Source organism: Planomicrobium soli, assembly GCF_003014655.1.
Classification (GTDB): domain Bacteria; phylum Bacillota; class Bacilli; order Bacillales_A; family Planococcaceae; genus Planococcus; species Planococcus soli_B.
Genome location: NZ_PYAT01000005.1, coordinates 52,316 through 70,544 on the forward strand (window position 1 = coordinate 52,316; position 18,229 = coordinate 70,544).

22 protein-coding genes, 1 riboswitch and 1 other annotated feature are annotated in these 18,229 nt (G+C 43.3%); of the genes, 13 read left to right on the forward strand and 9 right to left on the reverse strand.

Annotated elements, in window-relative coordinates:
* Positions 1-18: 18 nt before the first annotated feature.
* Together B0H99_RS07715 and B0H99_RS07720 are read left to right on the forward strand one after the other, a co-directional pair.
* Positions 19-780: a MerR family transcriptional regulator gene (locus B0H99_RS07715; RefSeq protein WP_106533075.1), complete on the forward strand. Its 762-nt coding sequence runs from the start codon at positions 19-21 to the stop codon at positions 778-780.
* Positions 781-962: 182 nt separating this feature from the next.
* A complete protein-coding gene (locus tag B0H99_RS07720; RefSeq protein ID WP_245894450.1) occupies positions 963-1,805 on the forward strand; it encodes an endonuclease/exonuclease/phosphatase family protein in 843 nt (280 codons plus the stop codon).
* Between the two features lie 67 nt (positions 1,806-1,872).
* Here B0H99_RS07720 and queF read toward each other — a convergent pair whose 3' ends face one another.
* The gene (queF, locus tag B0H99_RS07725) at positions 1,873-2,367 is read right to left on the reverse strand and encodes a preQ(1) synthase (RefSeq protein ID WP_106533077.1); all 495 of its coding nucleotides are present in this window, start codon (positions 2,365-2,367) and stop codon (positions 1,873-1,875) included.
* Between the two features lie 96 nt (positions 2,368-2,463).
* Positions 2,464-2,511, reverse strand: a riboswitch (PreQ1 riboswitch).
* A gap of 330 nt (positions 2,512-2,841) precedes the next feature.
* Between queF and B0H99_RS07730 the strand changes: the two genes are divergently transcribed.
* The 3 genes from B0H99_RS07730 to B0H99_RS07740 all read left to right on the forward strand — a co-directional run bounded on the left by B0H99_RS07730 (position 2,842) and on the right by B0H99_RS07740 (position 5,312).
* On the forward strand, positions 2,842-3,765 hold the full coding sequence (locus tag B0H99_RS07730; protein WP_106533078.1) for an aminoglycoside phosphotransferase family protein: 924 nt from the start codon (positions 2,842-2,844) through the stop codon (positions 3,763-3,765).
* A 75-nt stretch (positions 3,766-3,840) separates the two neighbouring features.
* Entirely contained in the window at positions 3,841-4,380 is a 540-nt protein-coding gene (locus B0H99_RS07735) for a TraR/DksA C4-type zinc finger protein (RefSeq protein ID WP_106533079.1), read from the forward strand.
* A gap of 533 nt (positions 4,381-4,913) precedes the next feature.
* The gene (locus tag B0H99_RS07740) at positions 4,914-5,312 is read left to right on the forward strand and encodes a thiol-disulfide oxidoreductase DCC family protein (protein ID WP_106533080.1); all 399 of its coding nucleotides are present in this window, start codon (positions 4,914-4,916) and stop codon (positions 5,310-5,312) included.
* Between the two features lie 55 nt (positions 5,313-5,367).
* Here B0H99_RS07740 and B0H99_RS07745 read toward each other — a convergent pair whose 3' ends face one another.
* Positions 5,368-6,573: a DUF3238 domain-containing protein gene (locus tag B0H99_RS07745; RefSeq protein WP_245894452.1), complete on the reverse strand. Its 1,206-nt coding sequence runs from the start codon at positions 6,571-6,573 to the stop codon at positions 5,368-5,370.
* A gap of 183 nt (positions 6,574-6,756) precedes the next feature.
* On the opposite strand from B0H99_RS07745, the gene B0H99_RS07750 reads away from it, so the two are divergent.
* Complete coding sequence (locus tag B0H99_RS07750; RefSeq protein ID WP_106533081.1) at positions 6,757-7,632, forward strand: STAS domain-containing protein; 876 nt, start codon at positions 6,757-6,759, stop codon at positions 7,630-7,632.
* Between the two features lie 14 nt (positions 7,633-7,646).
* Here B0H99_RS07750 and B0H99_RS07755 read toward each other — a convergent pair whose 3' ends face one another.
* The gene (locus B0H99_RS07755) at positions 7,647-8,147 is read right to left on the reverse strand and encodes a metallophosphoesterase family protein (protein WP_106533082.1); all 501 of its coding nucleotides are present in this window, start codon (positions 8,145-8,147) and stop codon (positions 7,647-7,649) included.
* 187 nt (positions 8,148-8,334) lie between these two features.
* Between B0H99_RS07755 and B0H99_RS07760 the strand changes: the two genes are divergently transcribed.
* Positions 8,335-8,787 (forward strand): NUDIX domain-containing protein, encoded by a 453-nt coding sequence (locus B0H99_RS07760; protein WP_106533083.1) that lies wholly within the window; start codon positions 8,335-8,337, stop codon positions 8,785-8,787.
* 61 nt (positions 8,788-8,848) lie between these two features.
* Positions 8,849-9,382, forward strand: a complete 534-nt coding sequence (locus B0H99_RS07765) for a dihydrofolate reductase family protein (RefSeq protein WP_106533084.1) — start codon at positions 8,849-8,851, stop codon at positions 9,380-9,382.
* Between the two features lie 42 nt (positions 9,383-9,424).
* Here the strand turns inward: B0H99_RS07765 and B0H99_RS07770 are convergent, their stop codons facing one another.
* Positions 9,425-9,796, reverse strand: coding sequence for a PaaI family thioesterase (locus tag B0H99_RS07770; RefSeq protein ID WP_245894453.1), 372 nt, complete (start codon positions 9,794-9,796; stop codon positions 9,425-9,427).
* Positions 9,797-9,939: 143 nt separating this feature from the next.
* Between B0H99_RS07770 and B0H99_RS07775 the strand changes: the two genes are divergently transcribed.
* A complete protein-coding gene (locus tag B0H99_RS07775) occupies positions 9,940-10,290 on the forward strand; it encodes an ASCH domain-containing protein (protein WP_106533304.1) in 351 nt (116 codons plus the stop codon).
* Between the two features lie 3 nt (positions 10,291-10,293).
* Entirely contained in the window at positions 10,294-10,725 is a 432-nt protein-coding gene (locus B0H99_RS07780; protein WP_106533085.1) for a hypothetical protein, read from the forward strand.
* A 51-nt stretch (positions 10,726-10,776) separates the two neighbouring features.
* Here the strand turns inward: B0H99_RS07780 and B0H99_RS07785 are convergent, their stop codons facing one another.
* From B0H99_RS07785 to B0H99_RS07795, 3 genes are read right to left on the reverse strand one after another with little or no spacing between them, the layout of a single operon-like run.
* Positions 10,777-11,586, reverse strand: coding sequence for a carbohydrate ABC transporter permease (locus B0H99_RS07785; RefSeq protein WP_106533086.1), 810 nt, complete (start codon positions 11,584-11,586; stop codon positions 10,777-10,779).
* 18 nt (positions 11,587-11,604) lie between these two features.
* Positions 11,605-12,480, reverse strand: coding sequence for a carbohydrate ABC transporter permease (locus B0H99_RS07790; RefSeq protein WP_181313617.1), 876 nt, complete (start codon positions 12,478-12,480; stop codon positions 11,605-11,607).
* A gap of 4 nt (positions 12,481-12,484) precedes the next feature.
* Complete coding sequence (locus B0H99_RS07795) at positions 12,485-13,744, reverse strand: ABC transporter substrate-binding protein (protein ID WP_106533087.1); 1,260 nt, start codon at positions 13,742-13,744, stop codon at positions 12,485-12,487.
* Between the two features lie 207 nt (positions 13,745-13,951).
* Positions 13,952-14,163: a binding site (T-box leader), on the forward strand.
* Between the two features lie 138 nt (positions 14,164-14,301).
* Here B0H99_RS07795 and trpE point away from each other — a divergent pair.
* Together trpE and B0H99_RS07810 are read left to right on the forward strand one after the other, a co-directional pair.
* A complete protein-coding gene (gene trpE, locus B0H99_RS07805) occupies positions 14,302-15,642 on the forward strand; it encodes an anthranilate synthase component I (protein WP_106533089.1) in 1,341 nt (446 codons plus the stop codon).
* On the forward strand, positions 15,639-16,229 hold the full coding sequence (locus B0H99_RS07810) for an anthranilate synthase component II (protein WP_106533090.1): 591 nt from the start codon (positions 15,639-15,641) through the stop codon (positions 16,227-16,229). The genes trpE and B0H99_RS07810 overlap by 4 nt, the downstream gene beginning before the upstream one ends.
* A 94-nt stretch (positions 16,230-16,323) precedes the next feature.
* On the opposite strand, the gene B0H99_RS07815 is transcribed toward B0H99_RS07810, so the two are convergent.
* Positions 16,324-17,178, reverse strand: coding sequence for a dimethylarginine dimethylaminohydrolase family protein (locus B0H99_RS07815; RefSeq protein ID WP_106533091.1), 855 nt, complete (start codon positions 17,176-17,178; stop codon positions 16,324-16,326).
* A gap of 144 nt (positions 17,179-17,322) precedes the next feature.
* On the opposite strand from B0H99_RS07815, the gene B0H99_RS07820 reads away from it, so the two are divergent.
* A complete protein-coding gene (locus B0H99_RS07820) occupies positions 17,323-17,745 on the forward strand; it encodes a GNAT family N-acetyltransferase (RefSeq protein ID WP_106533092.1) in 423 nt (140 codons plus the stop codon).
* Positions 17,746-17,785: 40 nt separating this feature from the next.
* Here B0H99_RS07820 and B0H99_RS07825 read toward each other — a convergent pair whose 3' ends face one another.
* The gene (locus B0H99_RS07825) at positions 17,786-18,169 is read right to left on the reverse strand and encodes a nucleotide excision repair endonuclease (RefSeq protein WP_245894471.1); all 384 of its coding nucleotides are present in this window, start codon (positions 18,167-18,169) and stop codon (positions 17,786-17,788) included.
* Positions 18,170-18,229: the final 60 nt, after the last annotated feature.

An 18,229-nucleotide genomic window follows, 5' to 3' on the forward strand; every position in this document is an offset into this window, starting at 1 on the left:
CTATCAGGAGGTGAGGAGATGGAATACACCGTTCAAAAGCTGGGGGAACTAGCGGGGGTCAGTTCTAGGACATTAAGGTATTACGATGAAATCGGAATTCTGAAGCCGGCAAGAAAAAATTCATCCGGATATCGCATCTATGGAAAACCGGAAGTCGATAAGCTGCAGCAAATCCTCTTTTATCGCGAACTTGGACTTGAGTTGGAAGGCATCAAAAAAATTGTCAACGACCCGCAATTTGACGGTTCTGCTGCTTTAAAGCAGCATCGGGAGCAGCTTCTCGCAAAACGCCAACAGCTGGACCTCTTGATCAGTAATGTGGAAAACACCATTTCCGCAACAGAAGGGAAGAGCCAAATGGCTGACAAAGACAAATTCACCGGTTTTAAGGAAAAGCTGATCGAGGACAACGAAAACCAGTACGGAAGTGAAATCCGGGGGAAGTATGGCGACGAAACGATTGATGCTTCCAATGCCAAGATGATGAACATGACAGAGGGGCAGTATGCGGAATTTATTCGCTTAGGAGAAGAACTTCAGACAACACTGGCGGAAGCATTAAAAACCGGCGACCCCGAAAGTCCGGCTGCACAAAAAGCGGCTAAGCTCCATAAGCGGTGGTTGATGTTTACTTGGCCGAAGTACAGCAAAGAAGCGCATGCCGGTCTTGCGCAAATGTATGTTGATGATGAACGGTTTACTGCTTATTATGACAAAGGCCAGCCAGGAACTGCTAAATTTCTAAGAGATGCAATCCACATTTATACAAATTTTAAATAAAGTTATAAGATGTACAACAAAGTGGGCCTAATTAATTAGGCCCACTTTGTTTTCAGGATAGAATTAATAAAAAATTCATAAAATTTACATAAAGTAAACACATTTGCATGGTATCTTTGCTATAATTATATTTATAACACTTTAGCCTATAACTTGTTTTATTCGAAAGGGAGAGGATTATAGTGGCTGAGAAGAATAGGGCTCCAATCGTTTCTGTAAAGGTAATGTCATTCAATATCGCTCATGGATTAGGGATGAATGGTGTAGTCGATTTGGAGAAAACTGCTTCAGTAATTGAAGACTCCTGCGCAGGAATTGTCGCCTTGCAGGAAGTAGACCGTCATTTTTCAGCACGTAGTTCTTTTGTGGATCAAGTGGATTGGCTCAGTAAAAGATTAGGGATGCATGCCGCTTTTGGGCCGACATTGGATCTAGATCACGAAACATTGGATATGCCAAGACCTCAATACGGGAATGCGATTTTAAGCAAGTACCCCATTAAGTATTTTGAAAATCATCTTTTGCGCCAAGTGATCACTCCGATTGGCCATAATGAGCAAAGAGGCGTCCTTGAAGCGGTCATTGACGTAAAAGGGACATATGTTAGCGTTTTTAACACCCATTTGGCTTTTAAGGATGAAGAGCTTGAAGTGAGTGTGGGTGAACTTCTCAGCATAGCGGGAACAAGCCGTTTCCCTAGAATCATTACAGGGGATTTCAACGCGGCGCCGGATCACGAGCAAATGAAAAAGATGAAACAAGGCTATACAGACGTCTTTTTGAAAATGAAAAGAGGGGATGCTTACACGTATCCCGCGTCTTACAATAACGAAGCTACCGGCGAACAGTTGAAGCCGGTGACGCGCATTGACTATATTTTCATGGACGGAGAATTTGACGTCGCCCAGACCGCGGTCATGGATACAGGCGTTTCCGACCATCTGCCAATTCTTGCGGATCTGATCGTCATGAAAACCAGGAAAGTTACCGATCAGCCTCAAGTTTCCGAACTTCAAAAAGCATAGAGTTTGAATATATAAAGCCGGAAGCATAGATGCTTCCGGCTTTTCTTTGTAATTCGGTTTATTAGGCTTAACGGTTCGTGATGGTTTCCGGGTTCATGTCATGGTTCATCATACGATAGGAAGCCATTTCTTCGTATTTTGTTCCTGGCTTGCCATAGTTGGTGTAAGGATCAATCGACAACCCGCCGCGTGGCGTGAATTTCCCCCATACTTCGATATAGCGGGGATCCATCAGTTTGATCAAATCGTTCATGATAATATTGACAACGTCTTCGTGGAAATCACCGTGATTCCGGAAACTGAACAAGTACAGCTTTAAAGACTTGCTTTCCACTAGTTTTTTGTCCGGGATAAAGCTCAAGTAGATGGTCGCAAAATCCGGTTGTCCGGTTTGTGGGCACAGTGAAGTAAATTCAGGACAATTGAATTTCACGAAATAGTCGCGTGTGTGCAAATTATCGATCGGCTCAAGAATATCCGGATCGTATTCGAATTTATATTTTGTGTTTTGATTGCCGAGAAGTGATAGATGGTCTAATGTGTCTTCGTTTCTTCCTGCCATTGAAAAGGCCTCCTTGAAAATGCCGGTTTGAGAGCGGCCTATAAAAAATGGACAAAAGAAAAAGCCGAATCGCATCTGGATTTGGCTGAGTTTCAACAATCCATAGTTTTTTATAGAGGGTGAAATGCTATGAACCTCTCCCGGAACCGGGTTATTTGATTTTACTAACCCATACTATAAGACTTTGCATAACCTGTCAATTCCGGTTTTCGGCCTTTAGCGTCTGATAGCTTTTTCTCCTGCTTATGCAAATGGCAAAAGTTGAGAGTTTCTTCCTGGAAACATGTCCACTCAAATATATGGGGAAAGCCAGAAGTTCCACAGCCATCTGCCAGTTAGCCGGAAGAAAGAGTATCAATAGCGTGAGTGGGGTATGGGCTAAGAACGGAGCATTACAGGATCTTGTAATTTGATGTCTGATGGGTGTAAGAAACCCAATTTGCGAAGAAAAAAGCAGGAAGGAGCAGGGAGTGGATGAACATTACATTGCCGAAAAAAACTCTCGATTGGGTAGTGAAATCCATCGGAGAAGGAGCGAAAATCCAACGCGTTCAACCTATTGCCGGAGGAACCTCTTCGACATTGCGAGAGCTTTTGGTCTGTCGTGCTGATAAAACAGAGAGCTATGTCTTGCGCATGTTTTCAAACAAGGAATGGCTTGAGCAAGAACCGGACTTGGCCCAGCATGAAGCTGAAAGTTTACAATACATGAGATGCAGGGGCATCACTGTACCCCAATTGATTGCCTTCGACCAGACAGGCGAAGAGTGTGGGTTGCCGGCTACATTAATGACTAAAATTAATGGTGAAGTGGTATTGCAGCCCATGGAAGAACAGGTATGGATCGACGAATTAGCATTAACTCTTGCTAAAATCCATAAAACAGAGGGGGAAGAGTTTCCGTTTGAACACTTTTCCTATAACAATGCTTTAACAATGGAGCGGCCGTTATGGTCAAAGGTGCCAAATGAATGGATGCGAGCTTTTTATATTGCAGCCGGCATCCGTCCGCAAACGCAACTGTCGTTTATCCATCGGGATTATCATCCATCAAATGTCTTATGGGAAGGCGGTAAAATAACTGGGGTGGTGGACTGGGTCAATGCTTGTGTAGGACCAATCGGAGTTGATGTAGGCCATTGCCGCGTAAACTTGGCGCAGCTTTATGGAGTATCTACAGCTGACCGATTTTTAGCAGCTTATCAGAACTATTCGAAAGAATCGTTTAAGTATCATCCATATTGGGACTTGCTTTCTTTGATTGATATTCTGGATGGACCGCCATCTGTTTATACAGGCTGGCTCGAATTTGGAATGATAGGATTATCCGATGAGTTGATTCAACACCGCTTGGATGAATATTTATTGAGCCTGCTTGACCGTTTTGACGAGCACTGAGAGCAAGCTGGCCAGGTTTGATTTCTTCAAAATAGGCAATATACAAAACAAGCAAGTTTTTGAGGAGGAATCACAATGACGGACGAGCAACTAACCCAATTAAAAGACCAATTGACCGATCAATTAGAATCACTCGAAAGACGCGTTCAGCATACAGAGGAATTTGATACGACCGAGCTTTCTAATTACGATAACCATCCAGGAGACTCAGCAACCGATTTGTTCGATATGGAACGAGGTCTAGCGCTTACACAATTCAAAGAAAGCGAAATAGATGATACAAAAGCTGCCTTGGCAGCAATAGAGGCAGGAACATACGGGAAATGTACGGAATGTGGAAAAGAAATTCCGTTTGAGCGGCTTGAAGCGTTGCCGACGGCTCTGACGTGCATCGACCATGCGAATCAGGAGCCGGATTTGACGAGCCGCCCTCCTGAAGAAGATGTTTTAACTGGCTCTACTGACAATCCTGTAAAGCAGGAAGATGAGCGTCTGGAAGACTTCACGAACACTTTTCAAGATGTTGAAGATTATGGGTCATCAGACGGGCCGCAAGACCAGCCTGGAGAAGATGAGGACATGGAAGATTTTTACGAAGAGAAAAGCAACGATTAATATTACTCTAGACCTTGGCTTTCAGGAGCCAAGGTCTTTTGTTGAAAAAGCAAAGAGAGAATAAAAAACCTTCTGGTAAGGAGAGAGTATTTCCAGGGAAATAGAAGGCAGCGGCAGGAACCAGAATCTTTTATATAAGCCGTTCACTATTAGAATAAAAAGAGCATAGAAGGCTTAACAAGACATTCTGATCAAATTCCAGAAAAAATCTGGAAATTATGAAGAATGATAGGTGACACCAACCGGGCCTGCCCGGTTGGTGTCTTGCTTGAATCCAGGAAACGATTTCAATATGCTGCTCCTACTGCAGAAGTAGCTGATGCAAGGCGCTTCGTCTCCCAATCTTACTCCAGGCTCTGGAGCGAAGGAGCCTGCCATACGCGCATTTTTATTCCATAAAACACTAGTATTCTTTTGTCTGGAAAGTGTTTTTTATCGAGAGCCATCAGTACTTTCTAATGAGCAGTGTTTTAATGTTCTTGAAAGAGGTTATTTATAATTAATAACGAGTTTAACATGAAGGAGGAGAGAAAATGGATCATGCCATTGTGTTGTTTGACGGAGATTGCAACTTCTGCGACTCGAGTGTCCAGTTCATAATACAACACGACCCCGCAGGTTATTACCATTTCGCATCCCTGCAAAGTGATGTTGGTATGAAACTTAGAAAAGAATATCAAATTCCGGATGATGTTGACAGCTTAGTATTGATTGAAAATGGCCAGGCCTACATCAAGACTGATGGTGCTCTAAGAATTTCACATCACTTGACCGGGTTATGGAAATTGGCTTTCTATTTGAAATCAGTACCACGTTTCATAAGAGATAGCGCTTATGATACGTTTGCCAAAAATCGCTATAAAGTATTTGGAAAACTGAACAGTTGCATGTTGCCGCCTCCGCATATCCGAAAAAGATTTTTAGATAAGTAAAAAAACAATCCGAAACAGCTGGTGCGTTTCGGATTGTTTTCATGTGTTAACGGGGTTATTCAAATGTAGAGATCCGCCAATATTGGCTTGCAATGGCTTCTGACATCCAAGCCAGTCCTTTGCTTTCGGCTTCATGAATTTGTTCCCAATCATCATCTTGACTCTTTCGTATATATACTTCGTGGTTAGGCGCCTGGTCGTGGATACCGATAATGTCATAATAACCTGTCCGGTAAAAAGTCGCCGAAATTCCATAATCGATATTTGGTGAGGTAGTGAGCGGATTTCCGACACTGTGTTTCAACGAAATTGAAACTTTGTGCGGATCTTCTTTCACTTTCTCCAAAACAATGCCTTCTGACGAGGCAACATCCGCTTTTCGAAATTTTTTCCGCCAATCATAAGCGATACTTGTCCCTACGTCTTTTTCGTATTCCAGGACAGCACCGCCTTCTGTCATTTCAAGCGAAAAGTTCACTTGTGTCCGGTAGTGCTTGGATTCAGGATCGAAGCCGCGGCCATCTCCTGCAAAATAACGATTAGGAGACAGAGGATTAGGGCTCGGCAAATATTCCTGTGGAAGGAAAGTAGTATAGCGGAAGTGCCAAATCGGATATTGCAGCTCAGTTTTCGGTTGTTCTTCTTCGGTTAACATTTGGTCGCAGCTTCCTACTTTCTTTGTTATCCAGAATTCTTCTTCTGCCGCTTGTTCTGGAGAAGAGTTCACGTTCAACAAACCAAAGATCCTGGCAACGACAGACTTTTCAGCTTTAAAACTTTCTTCAGATCTTTCAAGTGGGCGTTTGCCGCGAATCCAGTAAGTGTAGGTCTGATCGGGTTCAGCATTACGGTCCGTAAATTGATTTTTAGCGACGGTTGCTATAAGCTCACCGTCCCGATAAATTTCGAATTCCTCAATTCCTTCAATAGCACCCCAAGCGAGTACAATTTTCGATCGGGATAAGATGGTTGTTATGGCAATTTGTTGCAAGCGGTTAACAAAATCATCGACATGGTTTTCGGTGCCAGTCTGCATTTTGATTTTTTCGATTGTTTTTTCTTCAGCATCTAACCGTTCGATAGTATAAGTGTATAATTCGCCGCGCTGCAAATTCTCGTCTTTTAGAGAGTTTTGGGTTCCGGTATAGATCACTTCTTCATCACGTGTCACGCGGCATGTATCGCCGGTATAGGTCCAAGTAAAATCAATGACGGTGTCTGATTGTTGAACTAATTCAATTTCAATAGAGTTCGGCAACAACTGCTATCACCTCCAGAGTGGGTTATAATGCTATACCCTTTCTCCAATCGGCCGAACCTTCTACTTATGAAAAGTTCCATGCTGGGCCCTAAGGCGTTATTTGCAAATAGTAAAAATCAATAGTATGTTTATAAGAATAATAGTCAATGTTTATAGGAGATATGTAGTAGGAGGAATGAAAGGATGGCTTCACAAGAAAACACAAGAAAACGCAGCTTTCGCAATTTTGACGAAGCAGCAGAAAATATTCTGGAAATGCTCAGCAAGCAACTGAAAATCAACACGTTATTCATCGCCAAAAACGACGGCCAAACAAATGAAATCGTGAAATCCCGAAATGCTAAGAAAGAGCTTGTGGTAGAAGGCACATTGCTGCCGCTGAAAAATACGTTTTGCAGCCTTAGCCTTAACTACGGGGAAAAGCCATTGGTTATCGAAGACATTTCCAAGAGCAAATTGACTGAGTCATTAGAGATTGCTGCCCATTTCGGCAATGGTTCATTCATCGGCATTCCTGTCTATTACGAGAGCGGTGAAATTTACGGGACCATTTGCGGGTTAGATAATGTGCCATTTGAGTTTTCAGAAGAAAATTTATATACATTTGAGACGATGTCGGCGTTATTGACTTACGTTTTGGAACTTGAGAAAGCAAACAATCAAATCAAAACCCTTTCATCGCCGTTGGTTCCTGTTACAACGGGTGTAGCTATTTTGCCGGTTATTGGAGAAATCACGACACAACGGGCGCAAACGATCATTGATGACATACTTATGAAAACAGGCGAAATAAATTTAGAGTATTTGATCATCGATGTTTCAGGAGTTTCCCAGATTAACACATCAGTCGGTGAATATTTGTTGAAGTTAGTGAATATCTTGCAGGTAATTGGAATTGTTCCAGTTATTACAGGCATCCAGCCATATATGGCCTTGAAGATTCCACATTTCGCTGCTAATTTGAAAGGAATCCTGATTGAATCCAATTTAGAAACAGCATTAAAAAAGCTTGGTTTTGTATTAATGCAAAACTGCGAAAAAAACTCGGTCCGCTTTTAAAGCAGACCGGGTTTTTAGCTTTCTTTATCAAAAAAGACGTGTTTCAATTCCCAAGCCTCTCCAATTTCAAGTAAGCCGAAAGAATACTGGGGCTGCATGCGTTTGTCGGTAGGAGAGCCAGGATTGAACAATACGACACCGTTCACTTCGCGCATTACCGGTATGTGGGAATGGCCAAACACAATTATGTCTACTTCTTCATCACGAAATGTTTCTAACGCTCGTTGTTCCGTTGTTTGGCGAATGCCATCGCCATGAACCACACCTATACGAAGGTCACCAAACGTGAAAATTTTGCTCTTGCCGAAGCGATCCAGGATTTCCCATGGGTCTACATTGCCGGTAACACCGTCTGTTTCTGCATAAGCCGCAAACTCATAATAGACATCCAATGTCTGCCAATCTCCTGCATGAATGATAAAATCCGCTTTCTGACATGCGTCAATTAAAATTTCAGGCAATTTTTTTGCACGCATCGGGATATGGGTATCTGACACAATGACAATTTTTTTCATCTACATACCTCCGTTCTAATCATTTCTTCAACCGTAAAACTAATCAGGGCTATTGTCAAAAACGAACCTTTGTTTTTTCTTTAGAGCCTTCAGGCTCATTGCTGTTAAATAAAATAACTTGTGTTAAAATTGACAAAATAATCATTTTATTATTCTGCCATTATGCATTCTAGCAAGGGGGGATACTATGCGTTATATCGAGAATCTCAGGGGGAAAGTCGGTCATGAGCCATTGTTGGCGGTTAAAACTTCACTAGTTGTACTGGATAAAGAAGGCTCCATCCTGCTGAAAAAAGGAGAAGATGGCAGTTGGTCTTTGCCTGTTAATTTTATGGAACTGGCTGAAACCACCGAAGAAGCAGGACGGCGTGGAGTCAAAGAAGAAACGGGAATCGAAATTGGTGAATTGAGTTTATTGGGTATTTTCTCAGGTGAAAAATATTTCCAAGAAATGCCGAATGGCGACCAGTTATATTCCTTAACAATCAATTACTGCTCCAGAGATATCCGAACACCACTTCCTCTAGAGGGTAGAGACAGGTCTTCAGAAATCGACTTTTTTGCCCTTGATCAATTGCCTTCTTCCACCAGCTTACATACAAAAAAAGTGATTCATCATTACGGCGCTTCTTTTTATTGAATGCAAATCTTTTTCAAAGATTTACGCTGCTATTTGAATAGCTTAAAAAGGAGAGGGAAAGATGCCAAATCAGCGCAAGATCGTATGTTATATCGCCATTAGTTTGGATGGGTATATCGCAACGAAAGAAGATTCGCTCGAATGGCTGTTCAAAGTAGAAGGAGAAGGCGATGCAGGTTATGGGGAATTCATAGAAACCATTGATACGGTGGTAATGGGCCGCCGTACGTATGACTGGGTGATGGAGGCAGAAGGCGGAAAAAACCCTTATCCAGACAAACAGTGCTATGTTTTTTCTGCTACAGAAAAAAAGCAAACAGAACAGGTCAAGTATACAAATGAAGAAATTGCGCTCTTTGCAGAAAGGCTGAAACAAGAGCCGGGAAAAGATATTTGGGTAGTTGGCGGAGGAAACCTCATTCACGGTTTCTTAAAAGAAAAGCTGATTGATGAATTCATTATCTCTATTGCGCCGACGCTTATCGGCAAAGGCATTCCATTGTTTCAAGAACTCGATTTTGAAATCGAATACCGCCTGAATAAGGTTCAGCAATGGGGACAGTTTGCACAGCTGCATTACGAACTGAAAAAGTAAGCAAAAAGAAGGATTCAAAAGCATTATACTTTTGAATCCTTCTTAATGATTAAAGAGGACAGCTTTTGCTTTGGCAATGAGGTTGTCCTTATCATCATGGATCATGCAATCAGCATGGGTTAAGTTGCGCCCTTTCTTGACAGCAAATGCGCGGGCTGTCAGAAACTCGGACTTAGCAGCTTTTATAAATGTTACCGTCAAATCGACCGTTACAACTGTCTGTTTGCCATTTGCATCAGGAGCAACAGTGTTGCAGAGCGCAACATCCGCAAGTGTGGAAATGATGCCTCCATGGATAACGCCGATGCTGTTAACAAATAGGGGTTTGACCGGCAACGTGACTTTAACGCTATTTTCGGTTGTCCGCTCATACTTCATCTCTAAAAATTCATCAAATGGCTGGCGGATAAACAAAGCGTTCCCTCCTTTAACAAATCGACTCTCTTTGTTTTATTCGTCTCAGGCTTGGAAAAATCCTTTTTTACTATAAGAAATGCCACGTCTCTGTGATTGTTCGTTATAATGGTCAAAGGATAATGAAAGGGTTGGGTAAAGCAATGAAAGAAATCTTGAATAATGAAATGCCACCAAAAACGTGCAGCATTGAGCGGTTGGTTACTAATAAAAAAGACGTGAAAAAAGTATTGGGGGGCGAAAAAACAGCGACCCGCCGCAACGGCCGATACGTGGACATCGGGGAAATCATGGTTCTCGAAGGCCGTAAATTCAAAGTGGAGCAAGTTTACAGGCAAACTCTCGGCGAATTGACGGATGAAATGGCAAAACAAGAGGGCTATGACAGCGTTGAAGCTTATAAGCAAACAATTTTGTCGTTTCATCCAGGCATGCCATGGACACCGGATATGAAGGTGTGGGTCCATGAATTTAGCCAGGTATCTGAGGGCTAAAAGATGTACTCTATTCTGCTGTATGCCCATATTATGAGCGCGATTTTATCAATTGGCCCGTTTTTTGTGCTAGTTCCGCTGGTAAAGCGGATGGAGGCGGCAGAGGGGGCAGTTTTGCAATCGCAAATCGCCACATTTAAGTCGGCCACTCGCCTTGTTAAACATGCCGGACACGTTTTAGTGGCCAGCGGAGCTTTGCTCATTTGGCAAAGTGCCTGGCAATGGTCAACGTCTTGGGTGGCATTGACGCTTGGAGTCATGGTGGGGTCGATTTTTTTCTTGGCCCGTGCCTTTACGCCCGTGTTGCGGAAGTTTGATGAACCAGAAGCCAATCAAGCAGCGCTCATCAAAAAACTGAATCAGTCCTTATGGATCTATATTTTTCTCCTGTTGCTGATGCTTTGGTTCATGGTGGATAAACCGATGTTATGGTAACCAAAAAAGCTGATGTTCCGCGTTGTTGAGTGCGGAACATCAGCTTTTTATTTAGCCTTTTACTGCACCAGCGGTTATGCCGGCAACAAAGAATCGTTGAAGGAAGACGTACGCCACGACCATCGGAGCCGAAGCGATGATAACTCCTGTAAAAAGCATCGGATAATTGGTGGCGTATTGCCCTTGGAATTCAAGCAAAGCAAGAGGCAATGTTTTATACGCGTTGTCTGTGATGAACAAAAGCGGATACAGCAAATCATTCCAGTGCATTACGAACAGGAAGATAGCGGTAGCCGACAATGAGGGCAAAGACAGCGGAATAACGATAGTGGTGAACACTTTCCAATTTCCCGCCCCATCCATTGTGGAAGCTTCGAATAGTTCTTTTGGCAAGGTCTTCATGAAGCCGGTCAAAATAAAAACTGCAATTGGCAATGTTGATGAGATATTAACAAGAATCAGTCCGACCAAACTGTTCGTCAAATTCAAGTCAAGCATCAAGGAGTAAAGCGGAACCATGCTCACTTGTGCCGGCACCATCATTCCAATTGTGAACAGGAGGAATAATAGGTTGCCAATCCAATTATTGAGTCGAGTAATACCGTATGCAACCATCGATGCGAAAAGTAAAGTGAGCGAAACGGAAAACAGTGTGACGACAGCACTGTTCATAAAATAACCGGCCATCGTCTGTTCTTGGAAAATATTCACGTAATTACTGAATTGCAGCCCGCCTTCTGGAATGCCTAGTGGGTTGGCGAACGTTTGCTGAAGCGTTTTAACAGAAGTCAGCACAACGACCAGCAATGGAATTAAGATCAACAATGCATAGACAGCAAGAGCGGATTTTCGAAAAATCACATTGTTGTCCTCCTTTCATTAATAAGATATACGGTCCGATCGCAGTGCCTTGAATTGCAAGTACGTAATGATGGCGATAATGACCATGAATATAACAGAAATAGCGCTTGCATAACCGAATTGGAAACTTCTAAAGGCCACTTTGTAAATGTACGTAGCGATAATTTCCGTTGAGTTGTTGGGACCTCCGCGAGTCATGGCAAAGACTAGATCAAAGGCTTTGAACGATTGAATGGTCGTATAGGCCACAACTATCGTAGCGGAAGGGGCAAGCAACGGCCATGTAACTTTAGTAAATGTCTGCCATTTGCTTGCTCCTTCGATTTTCGCTACTTCGTACAAGTCTTGCGGTATGGCTTGCAGCCCGGCTACAAAGATGATGAGCATTTGTCCAGCATGGAACCACACCTGGGTGATCGCCAGCGAATAAATGGCTAAGTTGGCATCTCCAAGCCAGTTTTGCGTCAAGAAACCAAGACCAATCAACTCCAGAAGTTGATTTAAGATTCCTAGCGATGGGTCATAGATAAACGACCAGATAAATGCGACCGAAACAGACGATAAGATTGTCGGGAAAAAGTACAGTGCCCGCAGAAAAATAGTCGTCTTCGTATTCTTCAGCACAATCAGCGCAAAGGCTAAAGCGACAAGCGTCTGGAAGATCACTACAACCAACATGAATTTCAAGTTATTGCCGATGGTCTTCAAGAAAATCGAATCTCCGGTAAACGCACGACTGTAGTTATCCAACCCAACAAACTGGAAGGACGGGCTGAACCCGTCCCAGTCAGTAAGTGAATAAAACAGCGCGCTTACGGTTGGATAAAGAAAGAAAATGCTATATAAGATGAACCCTGGTATAAAAAACATATAAATGGATTTTGAAATTTTCATGCAATCATTCCCTGTTTTCGTCTACGATTTTCTGGGCAGCCTCTGCTGCATCCATTGGCTCTGCTCCACCCAATACGTCTTCAATCGAGCTAAGTACAGCATCTTCGACTTGAGCATTTGTAATTAAAAAGCGTGGTTGGAATCTTGTTGTTTTATCCGTGATCCAGTACGCCGTATTTTTAAGTACTTCAGATTCGTATTTAACATCTTTGACTGTTAAATGCTGGCCGGTTTCATTTGCGTATTTTGCAGCGTTCTCTGGCTGGCTAACAAAATCAATGAATTTTTTCGCTTGTTCTTTTTTCTCGGAATTGCTGTTCACAGCAAGCATGAATGTTGCTGTGTTGATGCCCTCATATTGGGCTTCACTTTCTTCAACGGTGATAGGAGCTAACAGATCCAACTGAAGGTCAGGATTTAATCCGATAAGAGAAGCCATGTGGTAAGACCCAGTAGCAAGCATCGCTGCTTCTTCGCTGGCGACCATCTGCATCGCTGAGTCTTGGTTTGTCCCAAGCGCATTTTTTTGAATATAACCTTTTTGTTCAAGCAACTGGAAATCTTCTAGCGTTTTGACCCACCACTCATTGGTCAGTTTTTCTTCGCCGCTTTGCAACTTGGCGAAAATATCTTCATCAGGTGCATTATTCATCATCATACTGTTCATAAACTGGTTTGGTCCAATGTCTGCTCCTGGGAAAGCGATCGGCGTAATGCCGTTTTCGAGCAAAGTGTCGCAAAGTGCTTGGAATTCTTCCCAGCTTTTCGGAACTTCTAAGCCGAGTTCATCGAACATTCCTTTATTGTAAATTGGCATATTAAATACAAGCTGATATGGAAGGGCCAGCTGTTTGCCGTCTTTTTGTCCGACAGTAATTAAGTTTTCGTCAAAATTAGAAACAAACTCTTCTCCGCTCAAATCTTCAAATACGCCTGCTTTTTGAAGTGATTCAAATTGCGCGCCAGGAAATGATGTGAACACATCTCCGGTCGAACCTTCCTGCAGCATCCGCTGAGCAGTTGCCATATATTGATCAGAAGGATAAATAGTCATTTCGACAGTGATGTCTGGATTCGCTTTTTCAAACTCTGCAATGATTCCATCCAATACGGCTTTGTCTTCCCCGCGCCAGTGCATAAAGTTAATTTGCGTTGTTGACCCACCCTCACTGTTGTTGTTACTGGTGCTTTCACCGGCACATCCGGAAAGAATCAACAGCACGGATAAGAGTACAAGCACTACAGAAGAATACTTTCTTTTCATCTTTGTTCCTCCTCGTCTTTTTATGAAACTTCCCCTCCCAACTAGAATACCTTAAAGGTACACATAAAGACAAAATTATCGAATAACTGAATTAATTCTGTTGACAACCAGCAGGATATCAAATAAGATGGATTCAACCTTTTTGGACGGATGGTAGAAGGTGCCGGGAGCGGCATCGCCAAAGTCTAGTTGAGTTGAGCATAGCTGAGCAAATCGCTGAATAAGAAGAGTAGCGCATCATCAACCTCTAGAGAGAGCCAGTGGCAGGTGGAAACTGGCGAGGAATATGCGTGAATGGACTTATGAGAGATTCCGTGAACTTTTATTAGCGGAATCCGTTGCCCCGCGTTACTGGGGATTAAGGGAAAGCTATTTTAGCTTTAACGTGAGGTGGTACCGCGGTCATATCCGTCCTCTGCAAGGAATGTTTCTGTTCCTGGCAGGGGACTTTTTTATTGTCCAGGTGCGTTTCGCAATTTGGCTGCAGCGGCAATATGGGCTAGCGCATATTGACTAAACGGCTGCTTCGGTTTTTAACTTAGAGGAGATGAGCAGAGATGAAGATGAGGAAGATTAATGGAGATTCGCTAACACCGATTGCGGTGTTTAACCGGCTGACAGGGCCACGAAAATGTTTGTTGGAAAGTTCCTTAAAGACGACAGCTTCCGGACGGTATTCATTTATAGGAGCGGATCCTTCAAAAAGTTTCATCGGCAATGGGAATTCTTTAATTGAGATAGACTACAGAACTGGCAGCGAAACAGAATTTGATGGAAAACCATTGGAACTGTTGAAAAGCAAAATGCCGGTATATGAAGCGGAGGTCGAAGGATTGCCGTTTACCGGCGGCGCTCTCGGCTATATTGGATACGACGCCATCCAAGCGTATGAACCTATCGACTCACCGAGGAAAAATAGCCTCCAAATGCCGGACTTGCATTTGCATTTATACGAAACGCTTGTTGTATTCGATCATATGAAACATGATGTCACCATCATTTCCTTTGAAGACAAATTGGATCAAATCGAACAAGAACTGAGTTTGCCGGAACAAATGGAAGGAATTGATGACCAGCAGCCGCTGCAATTCCATTCAAAAACTGACGCAGCTATGTTTCGGTCCCAGGTAGAACAGGCGAAAGATCATATCCGCAAAGGCGATGTGTTTCAATTGGTGTTGTCACAGCGCTTGTCCGCCACTTATAAAGGGGACGCATTCACGTTGTACAGGAAACTGCGCAAACAAAACCCATCGCCTTATCAATTTTTTGTAGAATTTGATGATTACGCCATTGTTGGTGCATCTCCTGAAAGTTTATTGACCATACGAAACGGAGAGATGGTAACCAATCCGATTGCCGGTACGCGCAAGCGCGGTAAAACGGAAGCGGAAGACAATATGTTGGCTGACGAACTGTCGAATGATGAAAAAGAACGGGCAGAACATCAAATGCTTGTCGACTTAAGCCGTAACGATGTCGGCCGGGTCGCTGAAATTGGCAGTGTCGCCATTCCAAAATACATGGTCATTGAAAAATACCAGCACGTTATGCACTTAGTATCTGAAGTAACTGGCCAGTTGAATAAGACCATGCATCCGCTCGATGCATTGGTGTCTTGTTTGCCTGCAGGCACCGTCTCCGGGGCTCCAAAGGTCCGGGCGATGCAACTGATCCAGAAATTTGAAGAAGACCGGCGCGGGGTTTACGGAGGCGCTATCGGTTATCTTGGGTTCAATGGCAACTTGGATGTCGCATTGGCCATTAGAACGTTTGTAATGAAAGACGGCCAAGTGCACGTGCAGGCGGGAGCGGGCATTGTCTATGATTCTAATCCGCAGGCAGAATATGAAGAAACGCTTCATAAAGCGCGTTCATTAACGGAGGTGTTCGGATGATTTTGCTAATCGATCATTACGATTCGTTTACGTATAACATTTATCAAGCTGTTGCGGAGATGGGGCTGGAAGTAGAAGTGGTCCGCTATGACGCTTTGCCGGTGGAGGAACTTCTTGCGAAAAAGCCCGAAGCAATTATTTTATCTCCTGGGCCCGGGCATCCTGACGCTTTGCCTGAATCAATCCGCCTTATCCAAGCAGCATACAAATCCATTCCGCTTCTCGGCATTTGTTTAGGGCATCAATTGCTGGGTGCGGCGTTTGGAGGGAATGTGGTGCAGGCTCCTGTTATCCGGCATGGCAAAGTGTCGCCTGTTACCCATCAAAACAAAGGCTTGTTTGCCGATTTGCCGGTTCCGTTGCCAGTAATGCGCTATCATTCACTTGTGCTTGAACCGGAAACCTTGCCAGACTGCTTTGAAGTTCAGGCTGTAGCATCAGATGACAATTCCCTTATGGCTATTCAGCATTGCGATTATCCGGTGTTCGGTTTGCAATTTCACCCTGAATCGATCGGTACGCCGGATGGAGTGAAATTGTTAAAAAGCTTTGTTTCAGCACTGAAGCGGGAAGCCGGCGTAAAGTAAGAAAATATGGGCCATGGAAGCATTTTGACCGTCTTAAAAGCAAATGGAATTCCTTGGTGAAACCTGACTCGCAAATACGAGTCAGGTTTTTTTATCAGTCTCGGACAAGCGGCATTGTGCAGCAGCGGAAGGCACCGCCGGATTTAATGATTTCCGAAAAGTCGACTTCGATTATCTGGTAGCCACGTGACGCAAGCTGCCGGTTCACTCCGGCATTTTGCGGTTGGCTAAAAACACGCTTGTTTCCGATAGACAAGACATTCACACCAAGAGAAAATTGTTCTTCGCGGCTTACACGGATCAAATCGTAATGATCAGCAAGTTGATTGATGGTTTTAGAGCTTAAAGCTTCAGGGAAGATGAGGGCTTCTGTAGGAGACAGGATATTAAAGACACAATCCAAATGCAAGTACTCCTCGTTAAAAGGAATCGGCGTTATGTTATGGGTCGGCAAGTTCTGCTGCAATTCCTGAATGACCTGTTCGGAGGTCCTTGAACTGATGCCGACAAATAGTTTATTGTGATCAAGCAGCACATCGCCACCTTCCATTGGAGAACCGGAAAGCCGTTCAAAAGGAATGCGGTTGTCTTCAAGCCAACCCTTCAATTTTTCTTCTTCGCCTTGCCGAATTTCTGAAGCCATTGCGCCAAGAAAGATTTTTTGGCTGACTGTGAAGCTGATATCGCGAGTGAAAACTTGTTCAGGGAATTGAGGAGCCGGCTCCAATAATACGACATCAACCCCGTTTGCTTGCAGCGCTTCTACGAATGCAGAATGTTGAGACAGTGCTTTTTTTATGTCGATATTTTCATCTTTATAACTTTCTTGGACAGTATTAATCACTTCTTTGATTGCCATAAAACGGGGGGGACATAAAACAGCGCGACGTAAAGGGGCGTATTCGCTTTTGCATCTTGCCGGAAAAGATTCCTTTGTGTGAGCTGACATTCGGTTTCCTCCAGTAGACAGAATTTGATAAAGTATTATTCCCGAATGCACAGTTAGATAAAACATGATTGTTAAAGCTTCGTTCACAAGTAGGAAAACACATGAGAGAATAGAGGAGGAAACAACAAGAAAGGTGGGGAAGAGATGGAAATCAGAAAGCAGGAAGTTCAGGAAGACCGTGAATTTATCCGTTCAAAAGTGATTGAACACAATATGGCCAGCTTGTCGGATGCGGTAAAATCACCAAAGGAACAAGTCAGTTTTATAGCGCGAAACGACAACGGTGAGATTATCGGAGGCGTTACCGGCACAAGTTATTGGCAGCATATGCATATCGACTTTTTATGGGTTGATAAAGCCGAAAGGGGAAAAGGGATTGCCAACCAATTGATGCAGCAAATGGAGGATTATGCGCGTTCGCTCAACTGCCGTTTATTGGTTGTAGAAACTCTCAGCTTTCAAGCTCCAGGTTTTTATAAGAAACGGGGGTTCCGGGAATTCGGTGTAATTGAAGACCATCCAGAAGGGCATAGTTTTCATTACTTCAAGAAATGGCTTAACAAGTAAAAATACAAAAAAAACGGACACCCTGAGGGTATCCGTTTTTTCAATCTTTGTAAAACACTTTATCTACGTTGTATTTCGCTTTTTCCGTATTGATTAAATACGTTTCATAAATGTCGCGTTCCATCGGATCTTCAACGATTGTCACTGAAATGCGGTGGATTTCTTCGCGATGGTTTTTCAATGGTGAAACGGTATCTTCCAAGTGCTTTTTCACACGTTGGCGAAGTTTGCGGGCTTTCCCGACAAACAAAAGCTCTCCGCTATGATTGAAAAACTGGATGATGCCGCCTTTATCGCGTGGAATTTCGTGCAAATCGATAAAGCCGTAAATCGGTTTGATAACCAGCTCATCGCCATTGACTTCTTGTTTGCGCTGGGTAATTGTAATGTCCGGTTTTGGAAATTGAATATTAATCATATTTATCACGTCCTCTAAGTATCGTATTGCCTATCGTAACACAAAAAAGAGCGAAAATCTATTCGC

Bases quoted from the DNA above. Each gene is read 5' to 3' on its own strand.
- B0H99_RS07715 (WP_106533075.1), top strand. From the start codon at position 19: ATGGAATACACCGTTCAAAAGCTGGGGGAACTAGCGGGGGTCAGTTCT.
- queF (WP_106533077.1), bottom strand. From the start codon at position 2,367: ATGGCAGGAAGAAACGAAGACACATTAGACCATCTATCACTTCTCGGC.
- B0H99_RS07730 (WP_106533078.1), top strand. From the start codon at position 2,842: ATGAACATTACATTGCCGAAAAAAACTCTCGATTGGGTAGTGAAATCC.
- B0H99_RS07735 (WP_106533079.1), top strand. From the start codon at position 3,841: ATGACGGACGAGCAACTAACCCAATTAAAAGACCAATTGACCGATCAA.
- B0H99_RS07740 (WP_106533080.1), top strand. From the start codon at position 4,914: ATGGATCATGCCATTGTGTTGTTTGACGGAGATTGCAACTTCTGCGAC.
- B0H99_RS07750 (WP_106533081.1), top strand. From the start codon at position 6,757: ATGGCTTCACAAGAAAACACAAGAAAACGCAGCTTTCGCAATTTTGAC.
- B0H99_RS07755 (WP_106533082.1), bottom strand. From the start codon at position 8,147: ATGAAAAAAATTGTCATTGTGTCAGATACCCATATCCCGATGCGTGCA.
- B0H99_RS07760 (WP_106533083.1), top strand. From the start codon at position 8,335: ATGCGTTATATCGAGAATCTCAGGGGGAAAGTCGGTCATGAGCCATTG.
- B0H99_RS07765 (WP_106533084.1), top strand. From the start codon at position 8,849: ATGCCAAATCAGCGCAAGATCGTATGTTATATCGCCATTAGTTTGGAT.
- B0H99_RS07775 (WP_106533304.1), top strand. From the start codon at position 9,940: ATGAAAGAAATCTTGAATAATGAAATGCCACCAAAAACGTGCAGCATT.
- B0H99_RS07780 (WP_106533085.1), top strand. From the start codon at position 10,294: ATGTACTCTATTCTGCTGTATGCCCATATTATGAGCGCGATTTTATCA.
- B0H99_RS07790 (WP_181313617.1), bottom strand. From the start codon at position 12,480: ATGAAAATTTCAAAATCCATTTATATGTTTTTTATACCAGGGTTCATC.
- B0H99_RS07795 (WP_106533087.1), bottom strand. From the start codon at position 13,744: ATGAAAAGAAAGTATTCTTCTGTAGTGCTTGTACTCTTATCCGTGCTG.
- trpE (WP_106533089.1), top strand. From the start codon at position 14,302: ATGAAGATGAGGAAGATTAATGGAGATTCGCTAACACCGATTGCGGTG.
- B0H99_RS07810 (WP_106533090.1), top strand. From the start codon at position 15,639: ATGATTTTGCTAATCGATCATTACGATTCGTTTACGTATAACATTTAT.
- B0H99_RS07815 (WP_106533091.1), bottom strand. From the start codon at position 17,178: ATGTCAGCTCACACAAAGGAATCTTTTCCGGCAAGATGCAAAAGCGAA.
- B0H99_RS07820 (WP_106533092.1), top strand. From the start codon at position 17,323: ATGGAAATCAGAAAGCAGGAAGTTCAGGAAGACCGTGAATTTATCCGT.